Source organism: Rhodococcus sp. BP-349, assembly GCF_019835845.1.
In the GTDB taxonomy this organism is placed as follows: Bacteria; Actinomycetota; Actinomycetes; order Mycobacteriales; family Mycobacteriaceae; genus Rhodococcoides.
Window position 1 is genome coordinate 1,090,311 of record NZ_JABUDR010000003.1, and the last position, 21,486, is coordinate 1,111,796.

Annotated in this window: 19 protein-coding genes; 13 read left to right on the forward strand and 6 right to left on the reverse strand. The window is 68.9% G+C overall.

The window, feature by feature from the left end:
- Window positions 1-16 precede the first annotated feature (16 nt).
- Together HQ325_RS21490 and HQ325_RS21495 are read right to left on the reverse strand one after the other, a co-directional pair.
- Window positions 17-1,150 (reverse strand): MFS transporter, encoded by a 1,134-nt coding sequence (locus tag HQ325_RS21490; protein ID WP_222632330.1) that lies wholly within the window; start codon window positions 1,148-1,150, stop codon window positions 17-19.
- Between the two features lie 16 nt (window positions 1,151-1,166).
- Complete coding sequence (locus HQ325_RS21495; protein ID WP_222632702.1) at window positions 1,167-2,024, reverse strand: PAC2 family protein; 858 nt, start codon at window positions 2,022-2,024, stop codon at window positions 1,167-1,169.
- A 198-nt stretch (window positions 2,025-2,222) separates the two neighbouring features.
- Between HQ325_RS21495 and metH the strand changes: the two genes are divergently transcribed.
- The 4 genes from metH to hisG all read left to right on the forward strand — a co-directional run bounded on the left by metH (window position 2,223) and on the right by hisG (window position 7,792).
- On the forward strand, window positions 2,223-5,792 hold the full coding sequence (metH, locus tag HQ325_RS21500) for a methionine synthase (protein WP_222632331.1): 3,570 nt from the start codon (window positions 2,223-2,225) through the stop codon (window positions 5,790-5,792).
- A gap of 116 nt (window positions 5,793-5,908) precedes the next feature.
- Window positions 5,909-6,577: an HAD family phosphatase gene (locus tag HQ325_RS21505; protein WP_222632332.1), complete on the forward strand. Its 669-nt coding sequence runs from the start codon at window positions 5,909-5,911 to the stop codon at window positions 6,575-6,577.
- Between the two features lie 39 nt (window positions 6,578-6,616).
- Complete coding sequence (locus tag HQ325_RS21510; RefSeq protein WP_027505348.1) at window positions 6,617-6,880, forward strand: phosphoribosyl-ATP diphosphatase; 264 nt, start codon at window positions 6,617-6,619, stop codon at window positions 6,878-6,880.
- Between the two features lie 60 nt (window positions 6,881-6,940).
- The gene (gene hisG / locus HQ325_RS21515) at window positions 6,941-7,792 is read left to right on the forward strand and encodes an ATP phosphoribosyltransferase (protein ID WP_222632336.1); all 852 of its coding nucleotides are present in this window, start codon (window positions 6,941-6,943) and stop codon (window positions 7,790-7,792) included.
- Between the two features lie 37 nt (window positions 7,793-7,829).
- Here the strand turns inward: hisG and HQ325_RS21520 are convergent, their stop codons facing one another.
- Together HQ325_RS21520 and HQ325_RS21525 are read right to left on the reverse strand one after the other, a co-directional pair.
- Window positions 7,830-8,633: a thioesterase family protein gene (locus tag HQ325_RS21520; RefSeq protein ID WP_222632337.1), complete on the reverse strand. Its 804-nt coding sequence runs from the start codon at window positions 8,631-8,633 to the stop codon at window positions 7,830-7,832.
- A complete protein-coding gene (locus tag HQ325_RS21525) occupies window positions 8,630-9,517 on the reverse strand; it encodes a RecB family exonuclease (RefSeq protein ID WP_374107250.1) in 888 nt (295 codons plus the stop codon). The genes HQ325_RS21520 and HQ325_RS21525 overlap by 4 nt, the downstream gene beginning before the upstream one ends.
- Before the next feature lie 128 nt (window positions 9,518-9,645).
- Between HQ325_RS21525 and HQ325_RS21530 the strand changes: the two genes are divergently transcribed.
- Both HQ325_RS21530 and arc read left to right on the forward strand, forming a co-directional pair.
- Window positions 9,646-10,527 (forward strand): tRNA (adenine-N1)-methyltransferase, encoded by an 882-nt coding sequence (locus HQ325_RS21530; RefSeq protein WP_204867433.1) that lies wholly within the window; start codon window positions 9,646-9,648, stop codon window positions 10,525-10,527.
- A gap of 138 nt (window positions 10,528-10,665) precedes the next feature.
- Window positions 10,666-12,459 (forward strand): proteasome ATPase, encoded by a 1,794-nt coding sequence (gene arc / locus HQ325_RS21535; RefSeq protein WP_222632339.1) that lies wholly within the window; start codon window positions 10,666-10,668, stop codon window positions 12,457-12,459.
- Here the strand turns inward: arc and HQ325_RS21540 are convergent.
- A complete protein-coding gene (locus HQ325_RS21540; RefSeq protein ID WP_222632341.1) occupies window positions 12,447-12,977 on the reverse strand; it encodes an NUDIX domain-containing protein in 531 nt (176 codons plus the stop codon). The genes arc and HQ325_RS21540 overlap by 13 nt on opposite strands.
- A 57-nt stretch (window positions 12,978-13,034) precedes the next feature.
- On the opposite strand from HQ325_RS21540, the gene dop reads away from it, so the two are divergent.
- The 4 genes from dop to prcA all read left to right on the forward strand — a co-directional run bounded on the left by dop (window position 13,035) and on the right by prcA (window position 16,466).
- Complete coding sequence (dop, locus tag HQ325_RS21545; RefSeq protein ID WP_222632343.1) at window positions 13,035-14,534, forward strand: depupylase/deamidase Dop; 1,500 nt, start codon at window positions 13,035-13,037, stop codon at window positions 14,532-14,534.
- 116 nt (window positions 14,535-14,650) lie between these two features.
- Complete coding sequence (locus tag HQ325_RS21550; protein WP_027505357.1) at window positions 14,651-14,842, forward strand: ubiquitin-like protein Pup; 192 nt, start codon at window positions 14,651-14,653, stop codon at window positions 14,840-14,842.
- Window positions 14,839-15,717: a proteasome subunit beta gene (gene prcB / locus HQ325_RS21555; RefSeq protein WP_027505358.1), complete on the forward strand. Its 879-nt coding sequence runs from the start codon at window positions 14,839-14,841 to the stop codon at window positions 15,715-15,717. Before HQ325_RS21550 ends, prcB begins: the two co-directional genes overlap by 4 nt.
- On the forward strand, window positions 15,714-16,466 hold the full coding sequence (prcA, locus tag HQ325_RS21560; RefSeq protein ID WP_222632345.1) for a proteasome subunit alpha: 753 nt from the start codon (window positions 15,714-15,716) through the stop codon (window positions 16,464-16,466). Before prcB ends, prcA begins: the two co-directional genes overlap by 4 nt.
- A 21-nt stretch (window positions 16,467-16,487) precedes the next feature.
- Here the strand turns inward: prcA and HQ325_RS21565 are convergent, their stop codons facing one another.
- Window positions 16,488-17,771 carry a bifunctional phosphatase PAP2/diacylglycerol kinase family protein gene (locus tag HQ325_RS21565; RefSeq protein WP_374107262.1) on the reverse strand — a complete coding sequence of 428 codons (1,284 nt, stop codon included), beginning with the start codon at window positions 17,769-17,771 and terminating at the stop codon, window positions 16,488-16,490.
- A 272-nt stretch (window positions 17,772-18,043) separates the two neighbouring features.
- On the opposite strand from HQ325_RS21565, the gene pafA reads away from it, so the two are divergent.
- From pafA to HQ325_RS21580, 3 genes are all read left to right on the forward strand, one after another.
- Entirely contained in the window at window positions 18,044-19,402 is a 1,359-nt protein-coding gene (gene pafA / locus HQ325_RS21570) for a Pup--protein ligase (protein ID WP_197027762.1), read from the forward strand.
- 93 nt (window positions 19,403-19,495) lie between these two features.
- Window positions 19,496-20,512: a YafY family protein gene (locus HQ325_RS21575; protein ID WP_222632347.1), complete on the forward strand. Its 1,017-nt coding sequence runs from the start codon at window positions 19,496-19,498 to the stop codon at window positions 20,510-20,512.
- Window positions 20,509-21,471, forward strand: a complete 963-nt coding sequence (locus HQ325_RS21580; RefSeq protein WP_222632349.1) for a YafY family protein — start codon at window positions 20,509-20,511, stop codon at window positions 21,469-21,471. The genes HQ325_RS21575 and HQ325_RS21580 overlap by 4 nt, the downstream gene beginning before the upstream one ends.
- Window positions 21,472-21,486 lie beyond the last annotated feature (15 nt).

Below are 21,486 nucleotides of genomic sequence, written 5' to 3' on the forward strand. Positions count from 1 at the left end.
CGCGGCCGCCGCAGTGTCAGGTCTTCCGCCCGGTCATCACCAGCGGCGCGACCACTGCCAGCAGGACGGCGGGAATGACGAAGGCCGACATCGGGTGCACCCCGTACAGCGGGGTGAGCGCGAGAGGAGCGAAGGCCGCCCCCGAGAACCGGAACGACTGGACGACCGACACGGCGCCACCGCGGTTCGCCCCCGACGAGCCGAGGACAGCGGCGTTGACGCCGACGAGGATGAACTGGCTCGCGACACCCGCTGCCGCCCAGACGAGGCCGACGACCACCAGGCTGGGCATCGTGCCGGCGAGGGCGACGAGGACTGCGCCGACAGGAGCAGCGCCCACGATCGCTCGGCGTGACCCGATGCGGTCGATCAGTCCACCGACGCGTCGCGCCACCAGGATTCCGGCGACCCCGAACACGGTCAGCAGCAGTCCGCGCTGGGTGGAGGACAGACCGAACGTGTCCTCCGCACGGAAGGCGACGAGGAAGTTGAGTCCGCCCAAGGCGCCCCAGCCGAGGAGCGCGACCACCGCCACGCGCAGGACCGGGACGGTGAGGGCGTCGCGCAGGCGTTCGGGACGACAGCCGGGGGTTGACGGCGGGGTCGCCGCGGGGAGTCCGACGAGTCCGAGGATCGCAGCGACGACGGCCAGCACGACGAACGCGTACCGCCAGTCGAACTCGGCGGCGAGGCCACCGACCAGCGGCGCACTGGTCTGACCTGCCGCCTGCAGTGCACCGAAGGTACCCAGAACCCGTCCCAGGCGCTCGCGCGGAGTCACGGCCGCCAGTGACGCGAGGAGCAGCGGCGTCGTGAAGGAATTGCCGATGCCCTGCAGAGCGCGCGCACCCAGCAACAGGTCGAGCGTGGGCGCGACCGCGCACAAGAGGGACGAGACGACGTAGAGAAGGTAGGCGAGACGCACCGTGCGCACCCGGCCCCACCGTGCGCCGAGGGTGCCCGACACGAGCATGGCCAGCGCGAACGGGAACAGGTACGCGCTGAGAGTCGACGCCGCCGACCCGGTGGACACCCCCAGATCGGTGCCCATCTCGGGCAGCATGGACGACACCACTCCGCCGCCGAACGGGCCGAGGAAGCCACCGGCGTACAGAGCGCCGATGCGGAGCCGTGCGAGTCGCGCGCTCACCGGTGACGAGCGCGCGTCACAGCCCGAAGCTGCCCGGCCCGCGTCGGCGCAGGTAGCGCTCGAACTCGGCGGCCAGTGCGTCACCGTCCACCTTGGAGACGGCCTCGGACATGTCGACCTCGGCGTCGCCGCGCTCCTCGAGGGTGCGCACGTACTCGGCGATCTCGTCGTCGTCCTTGGTCATCTCGGTGACCGACTCCTCCCAGTCCTCGGCCAAGGAGGGAAGTTCGCCGAGCGGCACCTCGATGTCGAGGACGTCCTCGACACGCTGGAGCAGGGCGACCGTGGCCTTGGGGTTCGGCGGCTGGGACACGTAGTGCGGGACCGCCGCCCACAGGGAGACTGCCGGGATCCCCGCTTTGACGCACTCGTCCTGCAGGACACCGGTGATGCCGGTCGGGCCCTCGTACCGGGTCTGCTCGAGGTTGAACTGCTCAGCCGACTCGGTGCTGTACGCGGTGCCGGTCACCGGAACGGGCCTGGTGTGCGGTGTGTCGGCGAGCAGCGCGCCGAGAATGACGACCGTGTCGACGCCGAGCTGGTCGATGAACTCGAGCAGGTCGTCGCAGAAGCTCCGCCAGCGCATGTTGGGCTCGATACCGCGCAGGAGAACCACGTCACGGTCGCTGCCGGGAGGGGAGCACACCGACAACCGCGTCGACGGCCACTCGATCTCCCGGGTCACACCGTCGACCTGACGCACGGTGGGCCGGTTGACCTGGTAGTCGTAGTAGTCCTCGGAGTCCAGCTCCGCCAGAGGAGTCGCGTCCCAGATGAGCTCGAGATGCTCTACCGCGCCGCTCGCGGCGTCGCCCGCGTCGTTCCATCCCTCGAATGCCGCGACGAGGATCGGGCTGCGCAGCGTCGGCAGGATCTCGTCGAGCTCGGACTCGTCCGTCGCGGAGTCCTGATCGTCCGCTCCGACACCGGCCACCAGCTCGGCAGCGACGCCGGCGGCGAGGTCTGTCGGGGGGTCCTGGACCACGGGGAGATCGCCCTCGGGCGTTTCTGGCGCACTCACCCACCCAGCCTACGACCAGAGTTGTCGGGACAGACCACTACGCTTGGGGGCATGCCTGTCGAATTCCGATCACGCCTGCTCGATGCGCTGTCCCAGCGTGTTGTCATCGGCGACGGTGCCATGGGAACGATGCTGCAGGCCGCGGACCTGACGCTGGACGATTTTCGGGGCCTCGAAGGCTGTAACGAGATTCTCAACGACACGCGTCCGGACGTGCTCCGTCAGATCCATCGGGAGTACTTCGAGGCGGGCGCGGACGCCGTCGAGACCAATACTTTCGGGTGCAACCTCCCCAACCTCGCCGACTACGACATCTCGGATCGCATCCGCGAGCTGTCGTACAAGGGAACGATCCTGGCCCGCGAGGTGGCCGACGAGATGGGTACCGGACGAGACGGCATGGGCCGCTTCGTGCTCGGGTCCATGGGGCCGGGCACCAAGCTGCCCACCCTCGGCCACGCCCCGTTCCGGGCGCTGCGCGACGCCTACGCCGAAGCCGCGCTGGGGATGATCGACGGTGGCGCCGACGCCGTCCTGATCGAGACGTGCCAGGACCTGCTCCAGGTGAAGGCCGCCATCCTCGGCAGTCAGGCCGCGATGGAGCAGCTGGGTATCCGCATCCCGATCATCACGCACGTGACGGTCGAGACCACCGGCACCATGTTGCTGGGTAGCGAGATCGGGGCGGCACTGACGGCCATCGAGCCGCTGGGGGTCGACCTGATCGGTCTCAACTGCGCCACCGGCCCCGCCGAGATGAGCGAGCACCTGCGTCACCTCAGCAGGCATGCCACCGTGCCGGTCTCCGTCATGCCCAACGCCGGCCTGCCGCAGCTCGGCCCCACGGGTGCCGAGTACCCGCTGGGCCCCGACGAGCTGGCCGAGGCGCTCAGCGGCTTCGTCACCGAGTTCGGCCTCTCGCTGGTCGGTGGCTGCTGCGGCACCACGCCGGAGCACATCCGCCAGGTCGCCGACGCGGTGCACGACGCACGCCGCGGAGTGCGTGATCCGAAGCCGGAGAGGGGTGTCTCGTCTCTCTACGCCGCGGTGCCGTTCGAGCAGGACGCCAGCATCCTCATGATCGGCGAGCGCACCAACTCCAACGGTTCGAAGGCGTTCCGTGACGCGATGCTGGCCGAGGACTACCAGAAGTGCCTCGACATCGCGAAGGACCAGACGCGCGACGGCGCACACATGCTCGATCTCAACGTCGACTACGTCGGCCGCGACGGTGCCGCCGACATGTCGGCTCTCGCCTCGCGCCTGGCCACCTCGTCGACGCTCCCGATCATGCTCGACTCCACCGAGCCGGCGGTCTTGGAGGCCGGTCTCGAGCACCTCGGCGGTCGCAGCGCTGTCAACTCGGTCAACTACGAGGACGGCGACGGGCCCGATTCGCGCTTCCAGCGCATCATGACGCTGGTCAAGCGGCACGGTGCGGCCGTCGTCGCGCTGACGATCGACGAGGAGGGTCAGGCCCGGACGGCGGACTGGAAGATCCGCATCGCGGAGCGGCTCATCGCCGACATCCGGGACAACTGGGGTCTGCCGGAATCGGACATCATCCTCGACACCCTGACGTTCCCCATCTCGACGGGCCAGGAAGAGGTCCGGCGGGACGGCATCGAGACCATCGAGGCCATCCGTCGACTGCACGAGAGCCATCCCGACGTGCACTTCACGCTGGGTATCTCCAACATCTCGTTCGGCCTCAATCCTGCTGCGCGGCAGGTGCTCAACTCGGTCTTCCTGCACGAGTGCACGGAGGCCGGGCTGGACACGGCCATCGTTCACGCGTCGAAGATCCTGCCCATGGCGCGTATCCCCGAGGAGCAGCGCCAGGTCGCGCTCGACCTCGTGTACGACCGTCGCCGCGAGGGCTACGACCCGTTGCAGGCGCTCATGGCGCTGTTCGAAGGCGTCTCCGCGGCGTCCGCACGCGAGTCGCGGGCGCAGGAACTGGCCGGCCTTCCCCTGTTCGATCGCCTCGAGCGTCGCATCGTCGACGGTGAGCGTGCCGGCCTGGGCGACGATCTCGACGAGGCGATGCAGGAGAAGCCGCCGCTCGCGATCATCAACGAGACGCTGTTGTCCGGCATGAAGACCGTCGGTGAGTTGTTCGGGTCCGGGCAGATGCAGCTGCCGTTCGTGCTGCAGTCCGCCGAGGTGATGAAAGCCGCTGTGGCACATCTCGAGCCGCACATGGAGGCGTCGGACGAGGACGGTAAGGGTCGCATCGTCCTCGCCACCGTCAAGGGCGACGTCCACGACATCGGCAAGAACCTCGTCGACATCATCTTGAGCAACAACGGCTACGAGGTGGTCAATCTCGGTATCAAGCAGCCCATCTCGGCAATCCTCGATGCCGCGGTGGACAAGCGTGCCGACGTCATCGGGATGTCCGGTCTGCTGGTGAAGTCCACCGTGGTCATGAAGGAGAACCTGCTCGAGCTCAACGCCAAGGGCGTCGCCGAGAAGTTCCCCGTCATGCTCGGTGGCGCAGCGCTCACCCGGTCCTACGTCGAGAACGATCTCGCCGAGGTCTACGAGGGTGAGGTGTCGTACGCGCGCGACGCGTTCGAGGGCCTGCGCCTGATGGACACGATCATGAACACCAAACGCGGTGTGGCGCCGGCTGCGGACAGTGCGGAGGCACTCGCCGCCGCGCAGAAGACCGCGGAACGCAAGGAACGGCACGAGCGCTCCCGGCGTATCGCCGAGAAGCGTAAGGCGGAGGAGACACCGGTCGTCGTTCCGGAGCGCTCCGACGTCTCCGTCGAGAAGGATCTGCCCGCACCGCCGTTCTGGGGCAGCAGAATCGTCAAGGGCATCTCGCTGTCCGAGTACTCGGGGCTCCTGGACGAGCGTGCCCTGTTCCTCGGTCAGTGGGGTCTGCGCGGCGCACGTGCCGGTGAGGGCCCCTCCTACGAGGACCTGGTGGAGACCGAGGGCCGTCCGCGCCTGCGGTACTGGCTCGATCGCCTCAGCACCGACGGCATCCTCGCGCACGCGGCACTGGTGTACGGATACTTCCCGGCATTGTCCGAGGGCGACGACGTGGTGGTCCTCGAGTCTCCGGAACCCGATGCGGCAGAGCGCTTCCGGTTCACCTTCCCGCGCCAGGACCGCGGCCGGTTCCTCTGCATCGCGGACTTCGTGCGGTCGCGAGACCTCGCCCGCGAGACCGGGGTGGTCGACGTCCTGCCGATGAACCTGGTGACGATGGGTCAGCCCATCGCCGACTTCGCCAACGAGCTCTTCAAGGCGGACGCGTACCGCGACTACCTCGAGGTGCACGGCATCGGCGTGCAGCTCACCGAGGCGCTGGCGGAGTACTGGCACCGCCGCGTCCGCGAGGAACTGGTGCTGCCCGGCGGCCGCTCCCTGGTGGATCAGGATCCGTCCGACGTGGAGGGGTACTTCAAGCTCGAGTACCGCGGTGCCCGGTACTCGTTCGGGTACGGCGCGTGCCCCGATCTCGAGGACCGCATCAAGCTCGTCGCGATGCTCGAACCCCAGCGCATCGGGGTGGATCTGTCCGACGAGTTGCAGTTGCACCCCGAGCAGTCGACGGATGCGTTCGTGCTGCACCACCCGGAGGCGAAGTACTTCAATGTCTAGCGGGAAGGCCGGAGGCCGGGCGGATGTCTAGCGGGAAGGCCGGAGGCCGGTCGGATGTCTAGCGGGAAGGCCGGAGGCCGGGCGGATGTCTAGCGGGAAGGCCGGAGGCCGGTCGGATGGCTGAGCTGCACGCCGTTCTGTTCGACATGGACGGGACGCTGTTGGACTCGGAGCGCCTGTGGGACATCGCGGTGTACGAGCTCTCCGAGTCCCTGGGGCGCGAACTCACACCAGAGGTGCGGGAGTCCACCCTGGGCAACTCCATGATGGGCGCGCTGGCGAAGGTCTACGCGCACGTGGGACGGGAGGCGTCGCCGGAGAACCTGGCGGAGTCGGCTGCCTGGCTGAACAGCCGTGTGGTCGAGCTGTTCGCCGGCGGCCTGCCGTGGCGTCCAGGTGCGGAGGCGGCGCTGGATCTGGTGAAGTCGGCCGGTCTGGGGTGCGCCCTCGTCACCAACACCGAGCGCATGCTGACGGAGATCGCGTTGGAGACTCTCGGCCGCCACCGCTTCGATGCCACCGTGTGCGGCGACGAGGTGACGCACGCGAAGCCGGCGCCCGATCCGTACCGCCGGGGTGCAGAGCTACTCGGCGTCGACGCGGCCTCGTGTGTCGCGGTGGAGGATTCGCCCACGGGCACCGAGTCCGCCGTCTCGGCGGGGTGTGCCGTCGTCGTGGTGCCCTCGGAGGTGCAGGTGCCCGACGGGCCGGGCCGTACGTTCCGCACCACTCTCGAGGGACTCACCCTCGACGATCTCCGGTCTGCGCGCGCCGGGGGACACTGATAGCGGTCCGCGGGCCGCGTCGTGGAACAATCAACACCCGTGAAGAACTTCGAGTCCCTGTTCGCCGAGCTCACCGACCGCGCTGCCACCAGGCCCGAGGGCTCGGGCACCGTCGCCGCGTTGGACGCGGGTGTGCATCAGCAGGGCAAGAAGATCCTCGAGGAAGCCGGCGAGGTGTGGATCGCCGCGGAGCACGAGACGGACGAAGCGCTGGCGGAGGAGATCTCCCAGCTCCTGTACTGGATCCAGGTGTTGATGGTCGGGAAGAACCTCTCCCTCGAGGATGTCTACCGACATCTGTGAGCGGACCACCACCCACCACCTCCAGCACCACCACCCTCCCCGCACTCCAGGAGTCTCACCATGCTTCGCGTCGCCGTCCCCAACAAAGGTTCCCTGTCCGAGCTCGCCGGAGAGATTCTGAGCGAGGCCGGCTACCGCCGCCGCGCCGATTCCCGCGATCTCACCGTGCTCGACAACGCCAACAACGTCGAGTTCTTCTTCCTCCGCCCCAAGGACATCGCTATCTACGTGGGCTCGGGTGAGCTCGATCTCGGCATCACCGGCCGGGATCTGTCGCTCGACTCGGGCGCACCCGTGACCGAGCGGCTCGCACTCGGATTCGGCAACAGCACCTTCCGCTACGCCGCGCCGGCCGGCAAGGAGTGGACCCCGAACGATCTGGCCGGGCTCCGCATCGCCACGTCGTACCCCAACCTGGTCCGCCGGGACCTCGCGGCGCGGGGCCTCGAGGCCACCGTGATCCGTCTGGACGGAGCCGTCGAGATCTCCATCCAGTTGGGTGTCGCCGATGCGATCGCCGACGTCGTGGGCTCGGGACGCACACTGCGCCAACACAACCTGGTGGCGTTCGGTGAATCACTGTGCGACTCGGAGGGCGTGCTCATCGAGCAGGCGGGCTCGCCCGTCGACGACAAGGCGCGCAACCAGCTCATCGCGCGTGTCCAGGGCGTCGTCTTCGCCCAGCAGTACCTGATGCTCGACTACGACTGCCCGCGCAGCATCCTCGACGACGCCGTCAAGGTGACGCCCGGACTCGAGTCGCCGACGCTGTCCCCGCTCGCGGACGAGGCGTGGGTGGCCATTCGTGCCATGGTTCCGCGCAAGGGACACAACGCCGTGATGGACGAGCTCGCCGAGCTCGGTGCCAAGGCGATCCTGGCGTCCGACATCCGGTCGTGTCGCGCGTTCTGAGTCTGCACGTCTCGGTCTCGTTACCCCCACCCCGACGTCAGGGGCGGGCGCGCACCTCGAGTGTCTGGAACGTGCGGCCCACCGACCCCGTCGCGTCGTACAACGTCGAGGTGCACAGCCCGATGCCGTCGTCGCCGATCGCGGTGCGGGCCTGCACACCCACCCATTCGCCGACGGGTTCGCGCACGATCTGCACCGTCAGATCGGTGTTGAGGAACGTCCACTCCGTCGGATCGAGAAGCGCCGCGACGCCGTTGGCGATGTCGGCCACGGCGAACAGTCCGACGATCGGCGACGTCTTCTCGCCCGCCACCACGGGATACTTCGGACGTGCCCACACCCGACCGGGCTCGGACGCCGTCACCGGCCGGGCACCCCGGAACTCGAGACTGTCGAGGAACCCGCCGTGCCAGTGGTCCGGAAAGGCCCACCCGGCCTCGGACTCGTCCGGACCGGGCACCAGCGGTGGATCGAGAGTCTGTCCGGCCGCCGAGGTGTCGGTCATCGCCACGCGCCAGGCCGTGGCACGCGCGACCGCCCTGGTGGACCCGTCGGGCAGATCCGCGACGAGGTCGGCCGACAGCATGGCGACCCGGCGACCGGGGCGCTCGACGCGAGCCTGCACGGCGAGCTCTCCGACGGGTATCGGCCCGAGGATCTCCATCGTCACCCGCGCGAGGCGGGTGCCCGGCATCGGCGAACACTGTTCCAGCGCACGCGCGAGCAACGCGGACGGGGGAGCGCCGTGCTGCATGGTCTCCGCCCACACACTGGTCGTCAGCCGGGTGGCGCGATAGCGACCGGTTTCCTCGACAGGGACGAAGAGGGCATCCTCGCTCACGCGGTGACCTCCGTCGGCTCGCCCGGCCAGCCCGGGTACTCGGGCGGAGTGCCGCCGAAGGACGGGCACAGGGCCTGGAAGTCGCACCACCCACACAGCTTTCCGGGCTTGGGGCGGAAGTCGCCCGTCTCGCCGGCGGACCGGATGGCCGTCCAGATGGCGGACAGCGTCCGTTCGAACCGGCGGAGCTCGTCCTCGTCCGGGGCGTAGGTGAGAATCTGGCTGTCCTTCAGGAACAGCAGGCGCAGCTGCGCGGGAACGATGCCGCGCGTGCGCATCAGCACCACCGCGTAGAACTTCATCTGGAACAACGCCTTGGCCTCGGCGATCTCGCGCGGCGCCTTGCCCGTCTTGTAGTCGACGACGCGCAGCTGCCCGGTGGGCGCGACGTCGATGCGGTCGATGTAGCCGCGCAACAGCACGCCGTCGTCCAGTTCGGTCTCGACGAGCTGCTCGCACGACTCGGGGTCGAACCGTGTGGGGTCCTCGAGCGAGTAGTAGGACGCCACGAGCGACTGCGCCTCGGCGACGAACTGCTCGCGCTCGTGCTCCTCGACGAGATCGGCCGCGTACTCGTGCGACACGACCATCGCGTCCCACTCCTCCTGCACGAGGGTGCCGGCCCGCGTCGAGACCCGGTCCGCCGCAGGCAGCGCGTAGAGCGACTCGAGGGCGGAGTGCACGAGGGTGCCGCGCAACTGCGCCCTCGACGGCGGTGCGGGCAGGCGGTCGATGGCCCGGAACCGGTAGAGCAGGGGGCACTGCTTGTAATCCGCTGCGCGCGAGGGCGACAGCGCCGGGCGACGGCGAGGACGGCCGGGTTCCGCTGAGGGTGCCGCCGCAGCGACGTCGGTGACGACGGGGTCTTCGGTCGAGATGCTCACGGCGCCGACACTATGCCCGCTCACCGACACGATCCGGTATCTGCCCTACAGTTCCCCGGGGCGCGTCGCGCCCCGAGAGCGCCCCGCTTCGTGGGCGGGACCAGAGTGCACCGGAAAGAGGACCACCCGTGGAACCGACCGACACCGACACGTCTCCGCGCGCGAGCGGACCGTTCCGCGTCGGCGATCGCGTGCAGCTCACCGACGCCAAGGGGCGGCACTACACGGTGGTGCTCGACGCGGCCAAGGAATTCCACACCCACCGGGGCGGAATCCGGCACGACGACCTGATCGGTGTAGACGAGGGCAGCGTCGTGAAGTCGACGAACGGCACCCCGTATCTCGCCCTGCGTCCGCTCCTCGTCGACTACGTGCTGTCGATGCCGCGCGGCGCGCAGGTCATCTACCCCAAGGACGCCGCCCAGATCGTGCACGAGGGCGACGTCTTCCCGGGTGCCCGCGTGCTCGAGGCCGGTGCCGGTTCCGGCGCCCTGACGTGTTCGCTGCTGCGTGCCGTCGGCCCGCAGGGTCGCGTCATCTCCTACGAGGTGCGCGAGGACCACGCCGTGCACGCGGTGCGCAACGTCGAGACCTTCTTCGGCGAGCGGCCCGAGAACTGGGACCTGGTGATCGACGACGTCGCCGCGTTCGACGTCGCGCGTCACGAGGGCATGGTCGATCGGGTGGTGTTGGACATGCTGGCACCGTGGGACGCGCTCGACGCCGTCGCCGGTGCGCTGGTTCCCGGCGGCGTGCTCATCGTGTACGTGGCCACCGTCACGCAGCTGTCCAAGGTCGTCGAGGCCCTGCGCGCCCAGGAGTGCTGGACCGAGCCGCGCTCGTGGGAGTCGATCGTGCGCGGGTGGCACGTCGTCGGGCTGGCCGTGCGACCCGAGCACCGGATGCAGGGCCACACCGCGTTCCTGGTCAGTGCGCGTCGTCTCGCCGAGGGCACCGTCACCCCGAAGCCGCAGCGACGGGCCGGCAAGACTCCCACCGAACCCGCCTGACACCCGCGGTTCATGCACCGACCGTGTGTCGTTCGCCCGAAGTCTGTCGGTGGTCCCTGACAGTGTCTGACCACGGTCGTCACACACGTTTGCGTTTCGCCCGGTAGCGTTGAGAAATCGCTTTGGGAGGAGTCCTGCATGAGCCCTACAGACAACCCGGACCAGTCCGCAGTCCTGGCCGAACTCGATGCCCTGCGAGCCGAGGCCACCGTTCTGCGCCGACAACTCGACGCTTCCCGTGGGGGGTCGCCGTCGGCGGACACCCGCAACTCCGACGTGCGTGATCTCGAGTCGCGCGTCGACTCGCTGTCCACACGCAACACCAAGCTCCTGGAGACGCTCAAGGAAGCGCGACAGCAGCTCATCGCCCTGCGCGAGGAGGTCGATCGCCTCGGCGCACCGCCCAGCGGCTACGGCGTCCTGGTGCACACTTACGACGACTCGACGGTGGACGTGTTCACCTCGGGCCGCAAGATGCGCCTGACGTGCTCACCGAACGTCGACGCCACCGAACTCCGGCCCGGCCAGACCGTGCGTCTGAACGAGGCCCTCACCATCGTCGAGGCGTGCGAGTTCGAACGCGTCGGCGAGATCAGCTCCCTGCGCGAGATCCTCGAGGACGGCAAGCGCGCACTCGTCGTCGGCCACGCCGACGAGGAACGTGTCGTCTGGTTGGCGACGCCGCTGCAGGAGATGGCCGACGACGAGGCACCGGAGGACCCGGACGGGCCGTCGCGTCGCCTGCGGCCCGGCGATTCGTTGCTGGTCGACACCAAGGCCGGCTACGCGTTCGAGCGCATTCCCAAGGCCGAGGTCGAGGATCTCGTGCTGGAAGAGGTCCCGGACGTCGGCTACGAGGACATCGGCGGCCTCGGGCGGCAGATCGAGCAGATCCGCGACGCCGTGGAACTGCCCTTCCTGCACAAGGATCTGTTCCGTGAGTACTCGCTGCGCCCGCCCAAGGGTGTGCTGCTCTACGGGCCTCCCGGGTGCGGCAAGACGCTCATCGCCAAGGCAGTCGCCAACTCACTGGCGAAGAAGATCGCCGAGGCACGGGGGCAGGACGCACGCGACGCGAAGTCCTACTTCCTCAACATCAAGGGCCCCGAGCTGCTCAACAAGTTCGTCGGTGAGACCGAGCGCCACATCCGGTTGATCTTCCAGCGGGCTCGCGAGAAGGCGTCCGAGGGCACTCCCGTCATCGTGTTCTTCGACGAGATGGACTCCATCTTCCGTACCCGTGGGTCGGGCGTCTCGTCCGACGTGGAGACCACCGTCGTTCCTCAGCTGCTGGCCGAGATCGACGGTGTCGAGGGCCTCGAGAACGTCATCGTGATCGGTGCGTCCAACCGCGAGGACATGATCGACCCGGCCATTCTGCGCCCGGGCCGTCTGGACGTGAAGATCAAGATCGAGCGGCCGGACGCCGAGTCCGCGCTCGACATCTTCTCGAAGTACCTCGACGACTCGCTGCCCGTCAACGCCGACGATCTCGCGGAGTTCGGCGGCGATCGCGCCGCCTGCATCCGCGGCATGATCGAACGCGTCGTCGAGCGCATGTACGCCGAGAGCGACGACAACCGATTCCTCGAGGTCACCTATGCCAACGGTGACAAGGAGGTCCTGTACTTCAAGGACTTCAACTCGGGCGCGATGATCCAGAACATCGTCGACCGCGCGAAGAAGTACGCCATCAAGTCGGTGCTCGACACCGGGACACCGGGTCTGCGCGTCGGACACCTCTTCGACTCCATCGTCGACGAGTTCGCCGAGAACGAGGATCTGCCCAACACCACCAATCCCGATGACTGGGCCCGCATCTCGGGCAAGAAGGGTGAGCGGATCGTCTACATCCGCACGCTCGTCACCGGTAAGAACGCCAGTGCGAGCCGCTCGATCGACACCGAGTCCAACACGGGTCAGTACCTCTGACCGCCCACCGGTAGCAGCGCCGAGACGATCACGCGGGTGTCCGGAACGAAGGGCCACGCGGGATCGTCCAGGTGTGTCAGCACCTCGACGTCCGACCACCACCAGCCGTCCGCGATCTCGGACGGCTGGTGGTGCATCGGCCCGTCGTGGCGCACCTCGTACGCGAACAGGTGGCAGCGCACGGTCGCAGCGCCGGATCGCCCCGTCCAGCGGCCGACCACCGGGTCGCCCGTCACGTCCGCGACGACGCCGAGCTCCTCGGCGAGTTCTCGCGAGGCGGTCCGTCGAGGGTCCTCCCCGGCATCGACGACCCCACCGGCCAGAACGTCGTGCATCCCCGCGAACACCGACTTGGTCGTCGTGCGGCGGTGGACGTACACGCGTGACCCGTCGGTGGATCGCACCAGCACGCCGGCACTCGCGTGCCACAGGCCGCGCTCGTACACCTCGGTGCGCGGCGCCGCGCCCACCACGTGGCCACGCTCGTCGTACACGGCCACGATCTCGTCGTCAGGCATGCGTCACCGCTCCCACTCGATCAGGGGTCACAGGGTCGATAGCCTAGGGTCGAGAGCATGCAGCGCATCATCGGCATCGAGGTCGAGTACGGAATTTCCTCTCCTACCGAGCCTTCCGCCAATCCGATCCTGACGTCCACCCAGGCGGTGCTGGCGTACGCCGCCGCGGCGGGTGTGCCGCGGGCCAAGCGGACGCGCTGGGACTACGAGGTGGAATCCCCGCTGCGTGACGCACGCGGGTTCGACCTGGGCCGGTTCAGTGGCCCGGCGCCGATCATCGACGCCGACGAGGTCGGCGCGGCCAACATGATCCTCACCAACGGCGCTCGTCTCTACGTCGACCACGCCCACCCGGAGTACTCCGCACCGGAGGTGCGCGATCCGCTCGACGCCGTCATCTGGGACAAGGCGGGGGAGCGCGTCATGGAAGCGGCTGCGCGCCATGCCTCGAGCGTGCCCGGCGCCCCGCGCCTGCAGTTGTACAAGAACAACGTCGACGGCAAGGGCGCGTCCTACGGCACCCACGAGAACTACCTGATGTCTCGCGAGACACCGTTCTCCGCGATCATCGCCGGGCTCTCGCCGTTCTTCGCCTCCCGGCAGGTGTTCACCGGCTCGGGCCGCGTCGGCATCGGTCAGTCCGGCGACGAGCCAGGGTTCCAGCTCTCGCAGCGCGCCGACTACATCGAGGTCGAAGTGGGTCTCGAGACGACGCTCAAGCGCGGCATCATCAACACCCGCGACGAGCCGCACGCCGACGCCGACAAGTACCGGCGCCTGCACGTGATCATCGGTGACGCCAACCTCGCCGAGATGGCGACCTATCTCAAGGTCGGAACGACGGCCCTGGTGCTCGACATCGTCGAGGCCGGCGTGGACCTGTCCGATCTGCAGCTGGCCCGTCCGGTGACGGCGGTGCACCATATCAGTCACGACCCGACGCTGCGCCGCACGGTCGCGCTCGCGGACGGTCGCGAGCTGACGGCGTTGGCACTGCAGCGCATCTACCTCGAGCGCGTCTCCGCGCATCTCGACGCACAGGGCGAGAAGGATCCGCGCGCCGCCGACGTCGTCGAGAAGTGGGCGATGATCCTCGACAAGCTCGAGCGCGACCCGATGGACTGCGCGTCCCTCCTCGACTGGCCGGCGAAACTGCGGCTGCTCGAAGGGTTCCGCAACCGCGAGGGACTCGGCTGGTCGGCGCCGCGACTGCACCTCGTGGACCTGCAGTACTCGGACGTCCGCCTCGACAAAGGTCTCTACAACCGGCTCGTCGCGCGCGGATCGATGGAACGGCTGGTCTCCGAGCAGGACGTCATGGACGCCGTCTCGAACCCCCCGACCGACACCCGCGCGTACTTCCGCGGCGAGTGCCTCCGCAAGTTCGGCCGCGACATCGCGGCCGCGAGCTGGGACTCGGTCATCTTCGACCTCGGTGGGGACTCGCTGGTGCGTATCCCCACCCTCGAGCCACTGCGGGGGAGCAAGGCCCACGTCGGTGCTCTGCTCGAATCGGTGGACTCGGCCGCAGAACTGGTGGACCAGCTCACCACCTGACGGTCCGCCCGTGCCGGACGTACGGTGGGTTGTCGCCCTGTGACGGCGCATGCTCGGTAGGGTGAAGTTTCGCTGCGTGTCGAGAGAACACGCGGTTCGTGACGAGGAGGTCGGCTATGGCACAAGAGCAGACCACACGCTCCGGCGGTGGCGATGACGACGACGGTTCGGCCGAGGGCGCATCGGGTCAGGAACGACGCGAGAAGCTCGCCGAGGAGACCGACGATCTCCTCGACGAGATCGACGACGTGCTCGAGGAGAACGCGGAGGACTTCGTCCGCGCCTACGTGCAAAAGGGCGGCCAGTGACGGACGCGAACTCCGTTCCCCGTCCCCACGAGAGCGACACCACCCTGCGCTACGGGTCGCCGTTCTCCTCCTTCAGTGAACACCTGCGGGCCTACGCACCGCACCTGTTGCCCGAGAACCGTTTTCGTGCGGATCTCGCTCTGTCCCCGGAGGCGACGATGCAGTCCGACATCGCACCGCACGGCACCACCATCGTGGCCGTCACCTTCGACGGCGGCGTCATCCTCGCGGGTGATCGCCGCGCGACGATGGGCAACCTCATCGCCAGTCGCGACGTCGACAAGGTGTACGTCACGGACGACTACTCGGCCGCCGGCATCGCGGGTACCGCGGGCATGGCGATCGAGCTGGTGCGGCTGTTCGCGGTCGAACTCGAGCACTACGAGAAGATCGAGGGCGTCTCCCTCACCTTCAACGGCAAGGCCAACAAGCTGTCCTCCATGGTGCGGGCCAATCTCGGTGCGGCCATGCAAGGTCTGGCCGTGGTCCCGCTGCTCGTCGGCTACGACCTCGACGCCGCCGACGCCCGCCATGCGGGGCGCATCGTGTCCTACGACGTGGTCGGTGGCCGCTACGAGGAACGGTCCGGCTACCACGCGGTGGGATCGGGATCGCTGTTCGCGAAGTCGGCCATGAAGAAGCTCTACCGCGAGGACATGACCGAGGACGAGGCACTGCGCGTCGCGGTCGAATCGCTGTACGACGCTGCCGACGACGATTCGGCGACCGGCGGACCGGACCTGACCCGCGGCATCTACCCGACGGCGGTGGCCATCGGTGCCGGGGGAGCGAACCTGGTGGGATCGGACCGCATCGAGGCTCTGGCCCGTGCGGTACTGCAGGACCGATCGGAAGAAGGGGGTGCGCGCCGATGACGATGCCGTACTACGCGTCCGCCGAACAGATCATGCGCGATCGTTCGGAACTGGCGCGCAAGGGAATTGCTCGCGGTCGCAGCGTGGTCGTGCTGACCTACGCGGACGGCGTGCTCTTCGTCGCCGAGAACCGGTCCTCCGCACTGCACAAGGTGAGCGAGCTGTACGACCGCCTCGGCTTCGCCGCGGTGGGCAAGTACAACGAGTTCGAGAACTTGCGCCGCGCCGGCATCGTGCACGCCGACACCAAGGGCTACACCTACGACCGAGCAGACGTCACCGGGCGATCGTTGGCCAAGGCGTACGCGCAGACGCTCGGCACCATCTTCACCGAGCAGCTCAAGCCGTACGAGGTGGAGATCTGCGTGGCCGAGGTCGGTGCCGTCGACGAGAGCCCCCGGTCCCAGCTCTACCGCATCACGTACGACGGCTCGATCGTCGACGAGGTCGACTTCGTGGTCATGGGCGGTGCCACCGAACCGATCTCGACGGTCCTGCGCGAGAAGTACCGCTCGGGGCTCGATCTCGACGCGGCGGTCGCGCTGGCAGTCGGTGCGCTCCAGGACTCCACGTCGACGCCGCCGACCACCGGTGCCGCGAGCGAGCCCGCGGAGAAGCGCGTCCTCGAGGTCACGAGCCTGGAGGTGGCCGTTCTCGAACAGACGCGGCCCAGGCGTGCGTTCCGGCGGATCTCCGGAGCGGCGCTCCAGGCGCTGCTGCCTCCCGGTACGGAACCGGCAGGCACCTGACCTGCCGGCTGCGGGGCACCGTCACGCGCGCGGCGCGTCGGCGGTGCCCGTCCCGTACAGCGTGAGCAGCGAGGGCCGGGCCCGGTAGTCGAAGGCCCGGCCCTCGCCCGCCACCTCCCCGTCCACCGCCACCGCGACCGTGGTCTGCAGGTTCTGCACCGAGACCGCCGGCACCCGAAGATGCCGGTAGGTGGGCGAGGTGCCGAGTGTCCCGGTCATCGCGGCGAGTGCGAGGCGGGTGCGCGAGAACCGCATGTGCGCGCGCAGGAACCGCACGTCCAGCACACTGCTCGCTATCGACGGCCGGGACATGGGCACCTGATCGCCCGGCGTGTACATACCGTTGCCGACGAACATCATCCAGACCGAGTCGCGGCGTCCGTCGATCTCCACACGCATCGGTTCGGCCACCGCGAGGACCGCCACCATCGCCGCCGCGGCCGCGGGCCACTTGCCGATGCGTGAGCTCCACTTGTCCCGCAGCCGAACGGAATCCGGGTAACCCCCGATGCTGGCGGTGTTGACGAAGAGGATCTCCTCACCCCCGTCGATGCTCACCCCACCGAGATCGACCCGGCTGGATGCGCCCCGGGTGACGGCCTCGGCGGTGACCGACACCTCGACCGCGCCGACGTCCCGAGCGAAGTGGTTCAGCGTGCCGCCGGGGAACACCGCGAGTGGGAGCCCGGTCTGCACCGCGGCAGCGACGGCGGCGGCCACCGTGCCGTCGCCTCCGCAGACTCCGAGCGCGAGCGCGTCCGATCCTGCGGCGCGGACGAACTGCGCGGTGAAGTCGTCGTCGGCGTCCGGCTCGAGGAACCGCGCCCTCGGCAGAGCCTTCGCCACGTCGGCGACGACCTCCGAGTTGTGGGTGCCCGCGCCTGGATTGACCAGCACGAGCATCCCTTCACCCTCGTGCAGGGCGGGTGCGAGACCCGAGGGGCCCAGCTCGGCCGACTCGGTGGAGCGCACGGCCCACCAGCGCCGGGTCGACAGCGCGACCGCGACCCCGAGGGCGGCGCCCACCACCACGTCCGACGGCCAGTGCACACCGACGTGCACGCGCGAGTACGCGACCGTCGCGGCCAGCGGGGCGACCAGCAGCCCGGCGAGCGGAGCCTCGAGCGCCACGCCCGTCGCGAACGCCGCGGCCGAGGCGGCATGGCCGGACGGGAACGACGACGACACGGGCGGTGTCATGATCCGCCGGAGCGCGGGGACCGACGCGGCCGGCGGACGATCGCGGGGGAGCAGCGGCTTGAGCACCCCGTTCGCGAGCGAGCTGGCGCCGACGACGGCGAGCATGCCGCGGACGGCACCGCGTCGTCGGGGGCCGCCGGACGCGGCGAGCGCCGACGCCACGATCGCCCACAGAACGCTGTGATCGGCGAGCCCGGTGAGCGTGCGCAGCGCCGGGTCCAACCCCGACGGTCGCGACGCGAAACTGGCCTTCACCAGCGCCAGATCGACGGAACGGGTACGGCCGCGCAGCGATCGGGGATTCACCTGCGCCACACTACGGCTGCCAGCGGCCCTGGTAGCCGATGCCGCGGTCGAAGCCGTTGTACTGTCGAAGTGTGCAGCGACGAATCATGGGGATCGAGACCGAGTTCGGTGTGACGTGCACGTTCCACGGGCATCGTCGACTCAGCCCGGACGAGGTGGCCCGGTATCTGTTCCGGCGCGTCGTGTCCTGGGGTCGCAGCTCCAATGTGTTCCTGCGCAACGGTGCGCGGCTCTACCTCGACGTCGGCTCTCATCCCGAGTACGCCACCGCCGAGTGCGACAGCCTCCTGCAGCTGGTCACGCACGATCGCGCCGGCGAGCGTGTTCTGGAGGATCTGCTCATCGACGCGGAGCAGCGTCTCGTCGAGGAGGGCATCGGCGGAGACATCTACCTGTTCAAGAACAACACCGACTCCGCCGGGAACTCCTACGGCTGCCACGAGAACTACCTCGTGGTGCGCGCCGGTGAGTTCTCCCGCATCTCCGACGTGCTGCTGCCGTTCCTGGTCACCCGCCAGCTCATCTGCGGCGCGGGCAAGATCCTGCAGACACCGAAGGCCGCCACGTTCTGCTTGTCGCAGCGCGCCGAGCACATCTGGGAGGGCGTGTCGTCCGCGACCACCCGCTCACGGCCCATCATCAACACTCGCGACGAACCGCACGCCGACGCCGAGAAGTACCGTCGCCTGCACGTCATCGTCGGCGACTCCAACATGGCCGAGCCGACGACCATGCTCAAGGTCGGCACCGCAGCGCTCGTCCTGGAGATGATCGAGGCGGGCGTCTCGTTCCGAGACTTCGCCCTGGACAACCCTATTCGCGCCATCCGCGAGGTGTCCCACGACTCGACGGGTCGGCGCCCCGTCCGTCTCGCGGGGGGACGCCAGGCCAGTGCACTCGAGATCCAGCGCGAGTACCACGCCCGCGCCGTCGAGCACCTGCGCAACCGCGAGCCCGATGCGCAGATCGAGCAGGTCGTCGACCTGTGGGGTCGCACCCTCGACGCCGTCGAGGCGCAGGACTTCGCCAAGGTGGACACCGAGATCGACTGGGTGATCAAGCGCAAGCTGTTCGATCGCTATCAGGACAGGTACTCGATGGACCTGTCCGACCCGAAGATCGCCCAGCTCGACCTGGCCTATCACGACATCAAGCGCGGCCGCGGCGTCTTCGACGTGCTGCAGCGCAAGGGTCTGGTCAAGCGCGTCACCGAGGACGACCAGATCGACGAGGCGGTGAACACGCCGCCGCAGACGACGCGCGCGAAGCTGCGCGGGGAGTTCATCAGCGCCGCGCAGGAGGCGGGCCGCGACTTCACCGTCGACTGGGTGCATCTCAAGCTCAACGATCAGGCCCAGCGCACGGTGCTGTGCAAGGACCCGTTCCGCTCGGTCGACGAGCGTGTGGAGCGCCTGATCGCGTCGATGTAGAGGCCGACGGTCCTCCTTCTCCACAGGTGGCACGTTCTCCCCACCCCGGCGATGCGCGCGGGTGGGGACCCGCGCAGCCACTAGGCTGGGTCGGTGGCGATCTCCAAAGTCGAGCGGCTGATGAACCTCGTCATCTGCCTGCTCTCGACACGGCAGTACCTGACCGCCGAGCGCATCCGCGAGTCCGTCGCCGGATACGAGGACTCGGCCAGCGACGAGGCTTTCAGTCGCATGTTCGAGCGCGACAAGAACGAACTGCGTGATCTCGGCGTCCCGCTCGAAACCGGTCAGGTCACCCGCTTCTCCACGGTCGAGGGATACCGCATCAACCGCGATCGGTACGAACTCCCCGACATCGATCTGGCCAGCGACGAGGCCGCGGCGGTCGCCGTGGCCGTCCAGCTGTGGGAGTCACCCGAGCTCACCTCCGCCGCCCAGAGCGCGATGCTGAAGTTGCGCGCCGCGGGCGTGCAGGTGGACACCGAGAACTCGCCGGCCGCCGTGACCGCTGTTCCGTCCCGCAGCCGGGGTTCCGAGCCTGCACTGGGCAAGCTTCTCGCCGCGATCGACGCCGGCCGGTCCGTGCGGTTCTCGCATCGTTCCACCCCGGCCGCTCCCTTCCGCGAACGCACCGTCGAGCCGTGGGGAGTGGTCACCCACTCCGGCCGCTGGTACCTCGTCGGACACGACACCGACCGCGACGCCGTCCGTACCTTCCGCCTGTCGCGGATCGGGGACGACGTCGTGGCCTTCGGACCGGTGGGAGCGGTGCGCAAGCCCGACGACGTCGATCTCGGTGTCATCGTGGCTCGGGCCGCCGCCAGCGGTGACGTCGCGGGCAGCGCCGACGTCTGGGTGTCGGAGGGACGCGGCCTCGAGCTGCGCCGACTCGGCACCGAGGTGGAAACCCGTGATCTCGTGGGGCGCCGCGGTTCCGTGGTCCGCATCCCGGTGCGGTCGTGGGAGTGGATCGCCCGGGTGGTGGCCGGCCACGGCGCCGACGCGATCGTGCTGTCGCCGACGGAACTCCGCGACATCGTCGTCGGCACCCTGTCCGTGAGCGCGCACCGCGCGCCGACCGACGCCGTCTCGCCCGGGAGCAACTCATGAGTGTTCGCCTGTCCTCGCGGCTGGCCCGGCTGCTCAACCTCGTGCCGTACTTCATCGCCAATCCGGGTATCAGCGCGGCCGACGCCGCGGCCGAGCTCGGGGTCACGACCAAACAGCTGATGGACGACCTGAACCAGCTGTGGATGTGCGGACTGCCCGGATACGGTCCGGGCGATCTCATCGACCTGTCGTTCTCCGAGGACAGCATCGAGGTCACGTTCTCCGCCGGTATCGACAGGCCGCTGCGCCTGACGTCCACGGAAGCGACCGCGCTGCTCATCGCGCTGCGGTCACTCGTCGAGATGCCCGGCATGGTGGACCCGTCCGCGGCGTACCGAGCCATCGCCAAGATCGAGGCCGCTGCGGGTGTCGCGGCAGCCGAGGGGCCGGACGACACGCCCGAGCCGCAGGAGAGTCCCAGTGTCACGACCGTCCGGGGGGCCCTCGCCCACGGTCGCGCGCTGCACATCACCTACTACTCGGCATCGCGGGACGTGGTGTCCGAGCGGACCGTCGATCCGTTGCGCATCGTCCTCGTCGACGATCAGAGCTACCTGCAGGCCTGGTGCCGCGACGCGGAGGGCGTCCGGCTGTTCCGGCTGGACCGCATCGACGCCGCGACCGAGCTGGACGAGCCGTCCGCACCGCCCGAGCAGGCCCGGACCGGTGGGGACGCACTCGATCTCTTCCACGACGATCCGTCGCTGCCGCTCGCACGGCTCGTCGTCGCACCCGACCACGTGTGGATCCTGGACTACTACCCGATGACGCAGACCGCCGCGCACGACGACGGCTCGATCGAGGTCTCGATGCGGTTCGCGACCCTCGACTGGATGAGCCGCCTGGCACTGGGTCTGGGCTCGGGAGTGCGGGTGCTCGGACCGCCCGCACTGGTCCGTGAGGTCACCGCCCGGTCGCGCGACGCCCTCGACGTCTACCGCGCCGTCTCCAGCGACTGACCGGCTTGTCTCTGG

What these genes read in the sequence shown, in the direction of transcription:
- HQ325_RS21540 (WP_222632341.1), bottom strand. Translation starts at nt 12,977, where the DNA reads ATGCCTGACGACGAGATCGTGGCCGTGTACGACGAGCGTGGCCACGTG.
- HQ325_RS21550 (WP_027505357.1), top strand. Translation starts at nt 14,651, where the DNA reads ATGGCACAAGAGCAGACCACACGCTCCGGCGGTGGCGATGACGACGAC.
- metH (WP_222632331.1), top strand. Translation starts at nt 2,223, where the DNA reads ATGCCTGTCGAATTCCGATCACGCCTGCTCGATGCGCTGTCCCAGCGT.
- HQ325_RS21505 (WP_222632332.1), top strand. Translation starts at nt 5,909, where the DNA reads ATGGCTGAGCTGCACGCCGTTCTGTTCGACATGGACGGGACGCTGTTG.
- HQ325_RS21580 (WP_222632349.1), top strand. Translation starts at nt 20,509, where the DNA reads ATGAGTGTTCGCCTGTCCTCGCGGCTGGCCCGGCTGCTCAACCTCGTG.
- HQ325_RS21565 (WP_374107262.1), bottom strand. Translation starts at nt 17,771, where the DNA reads ATGCTCGCCGTCGTCGGCGCCAGCTCGCTCGCGAACGGGGTGCTCAAG.
- prcA (WP_222632345.1), top strand. Translation starts at nt 15,714, where the DNA reads ATGACGATGCCGTACTACGCGTCCGCCGAACAGATCATGCGCGATCGT.
- arc (WP_222632339.1), top strand. Translation starts at nt 10,666, where the DNA reads ATGAGCCCTACAGACAACCCGGACCAGTCCGCAGTCCTGGCCGAACTC.
- dop (WP_222632343.1), top strand. Translation starts at nt 13,035, where the DNA reads ATGCAGCGCATCATCGGCATCGAGGTCGAGTACGGAATTTCCTCTCCT.
- hisG (WP_222632336.1), top strand. Translation starts at nt 6,941, where the DNA reads ATGCTTCGCGTCGCCGTCCCCAACAAAGGTTCCCTGTCCGAGCTCGCC.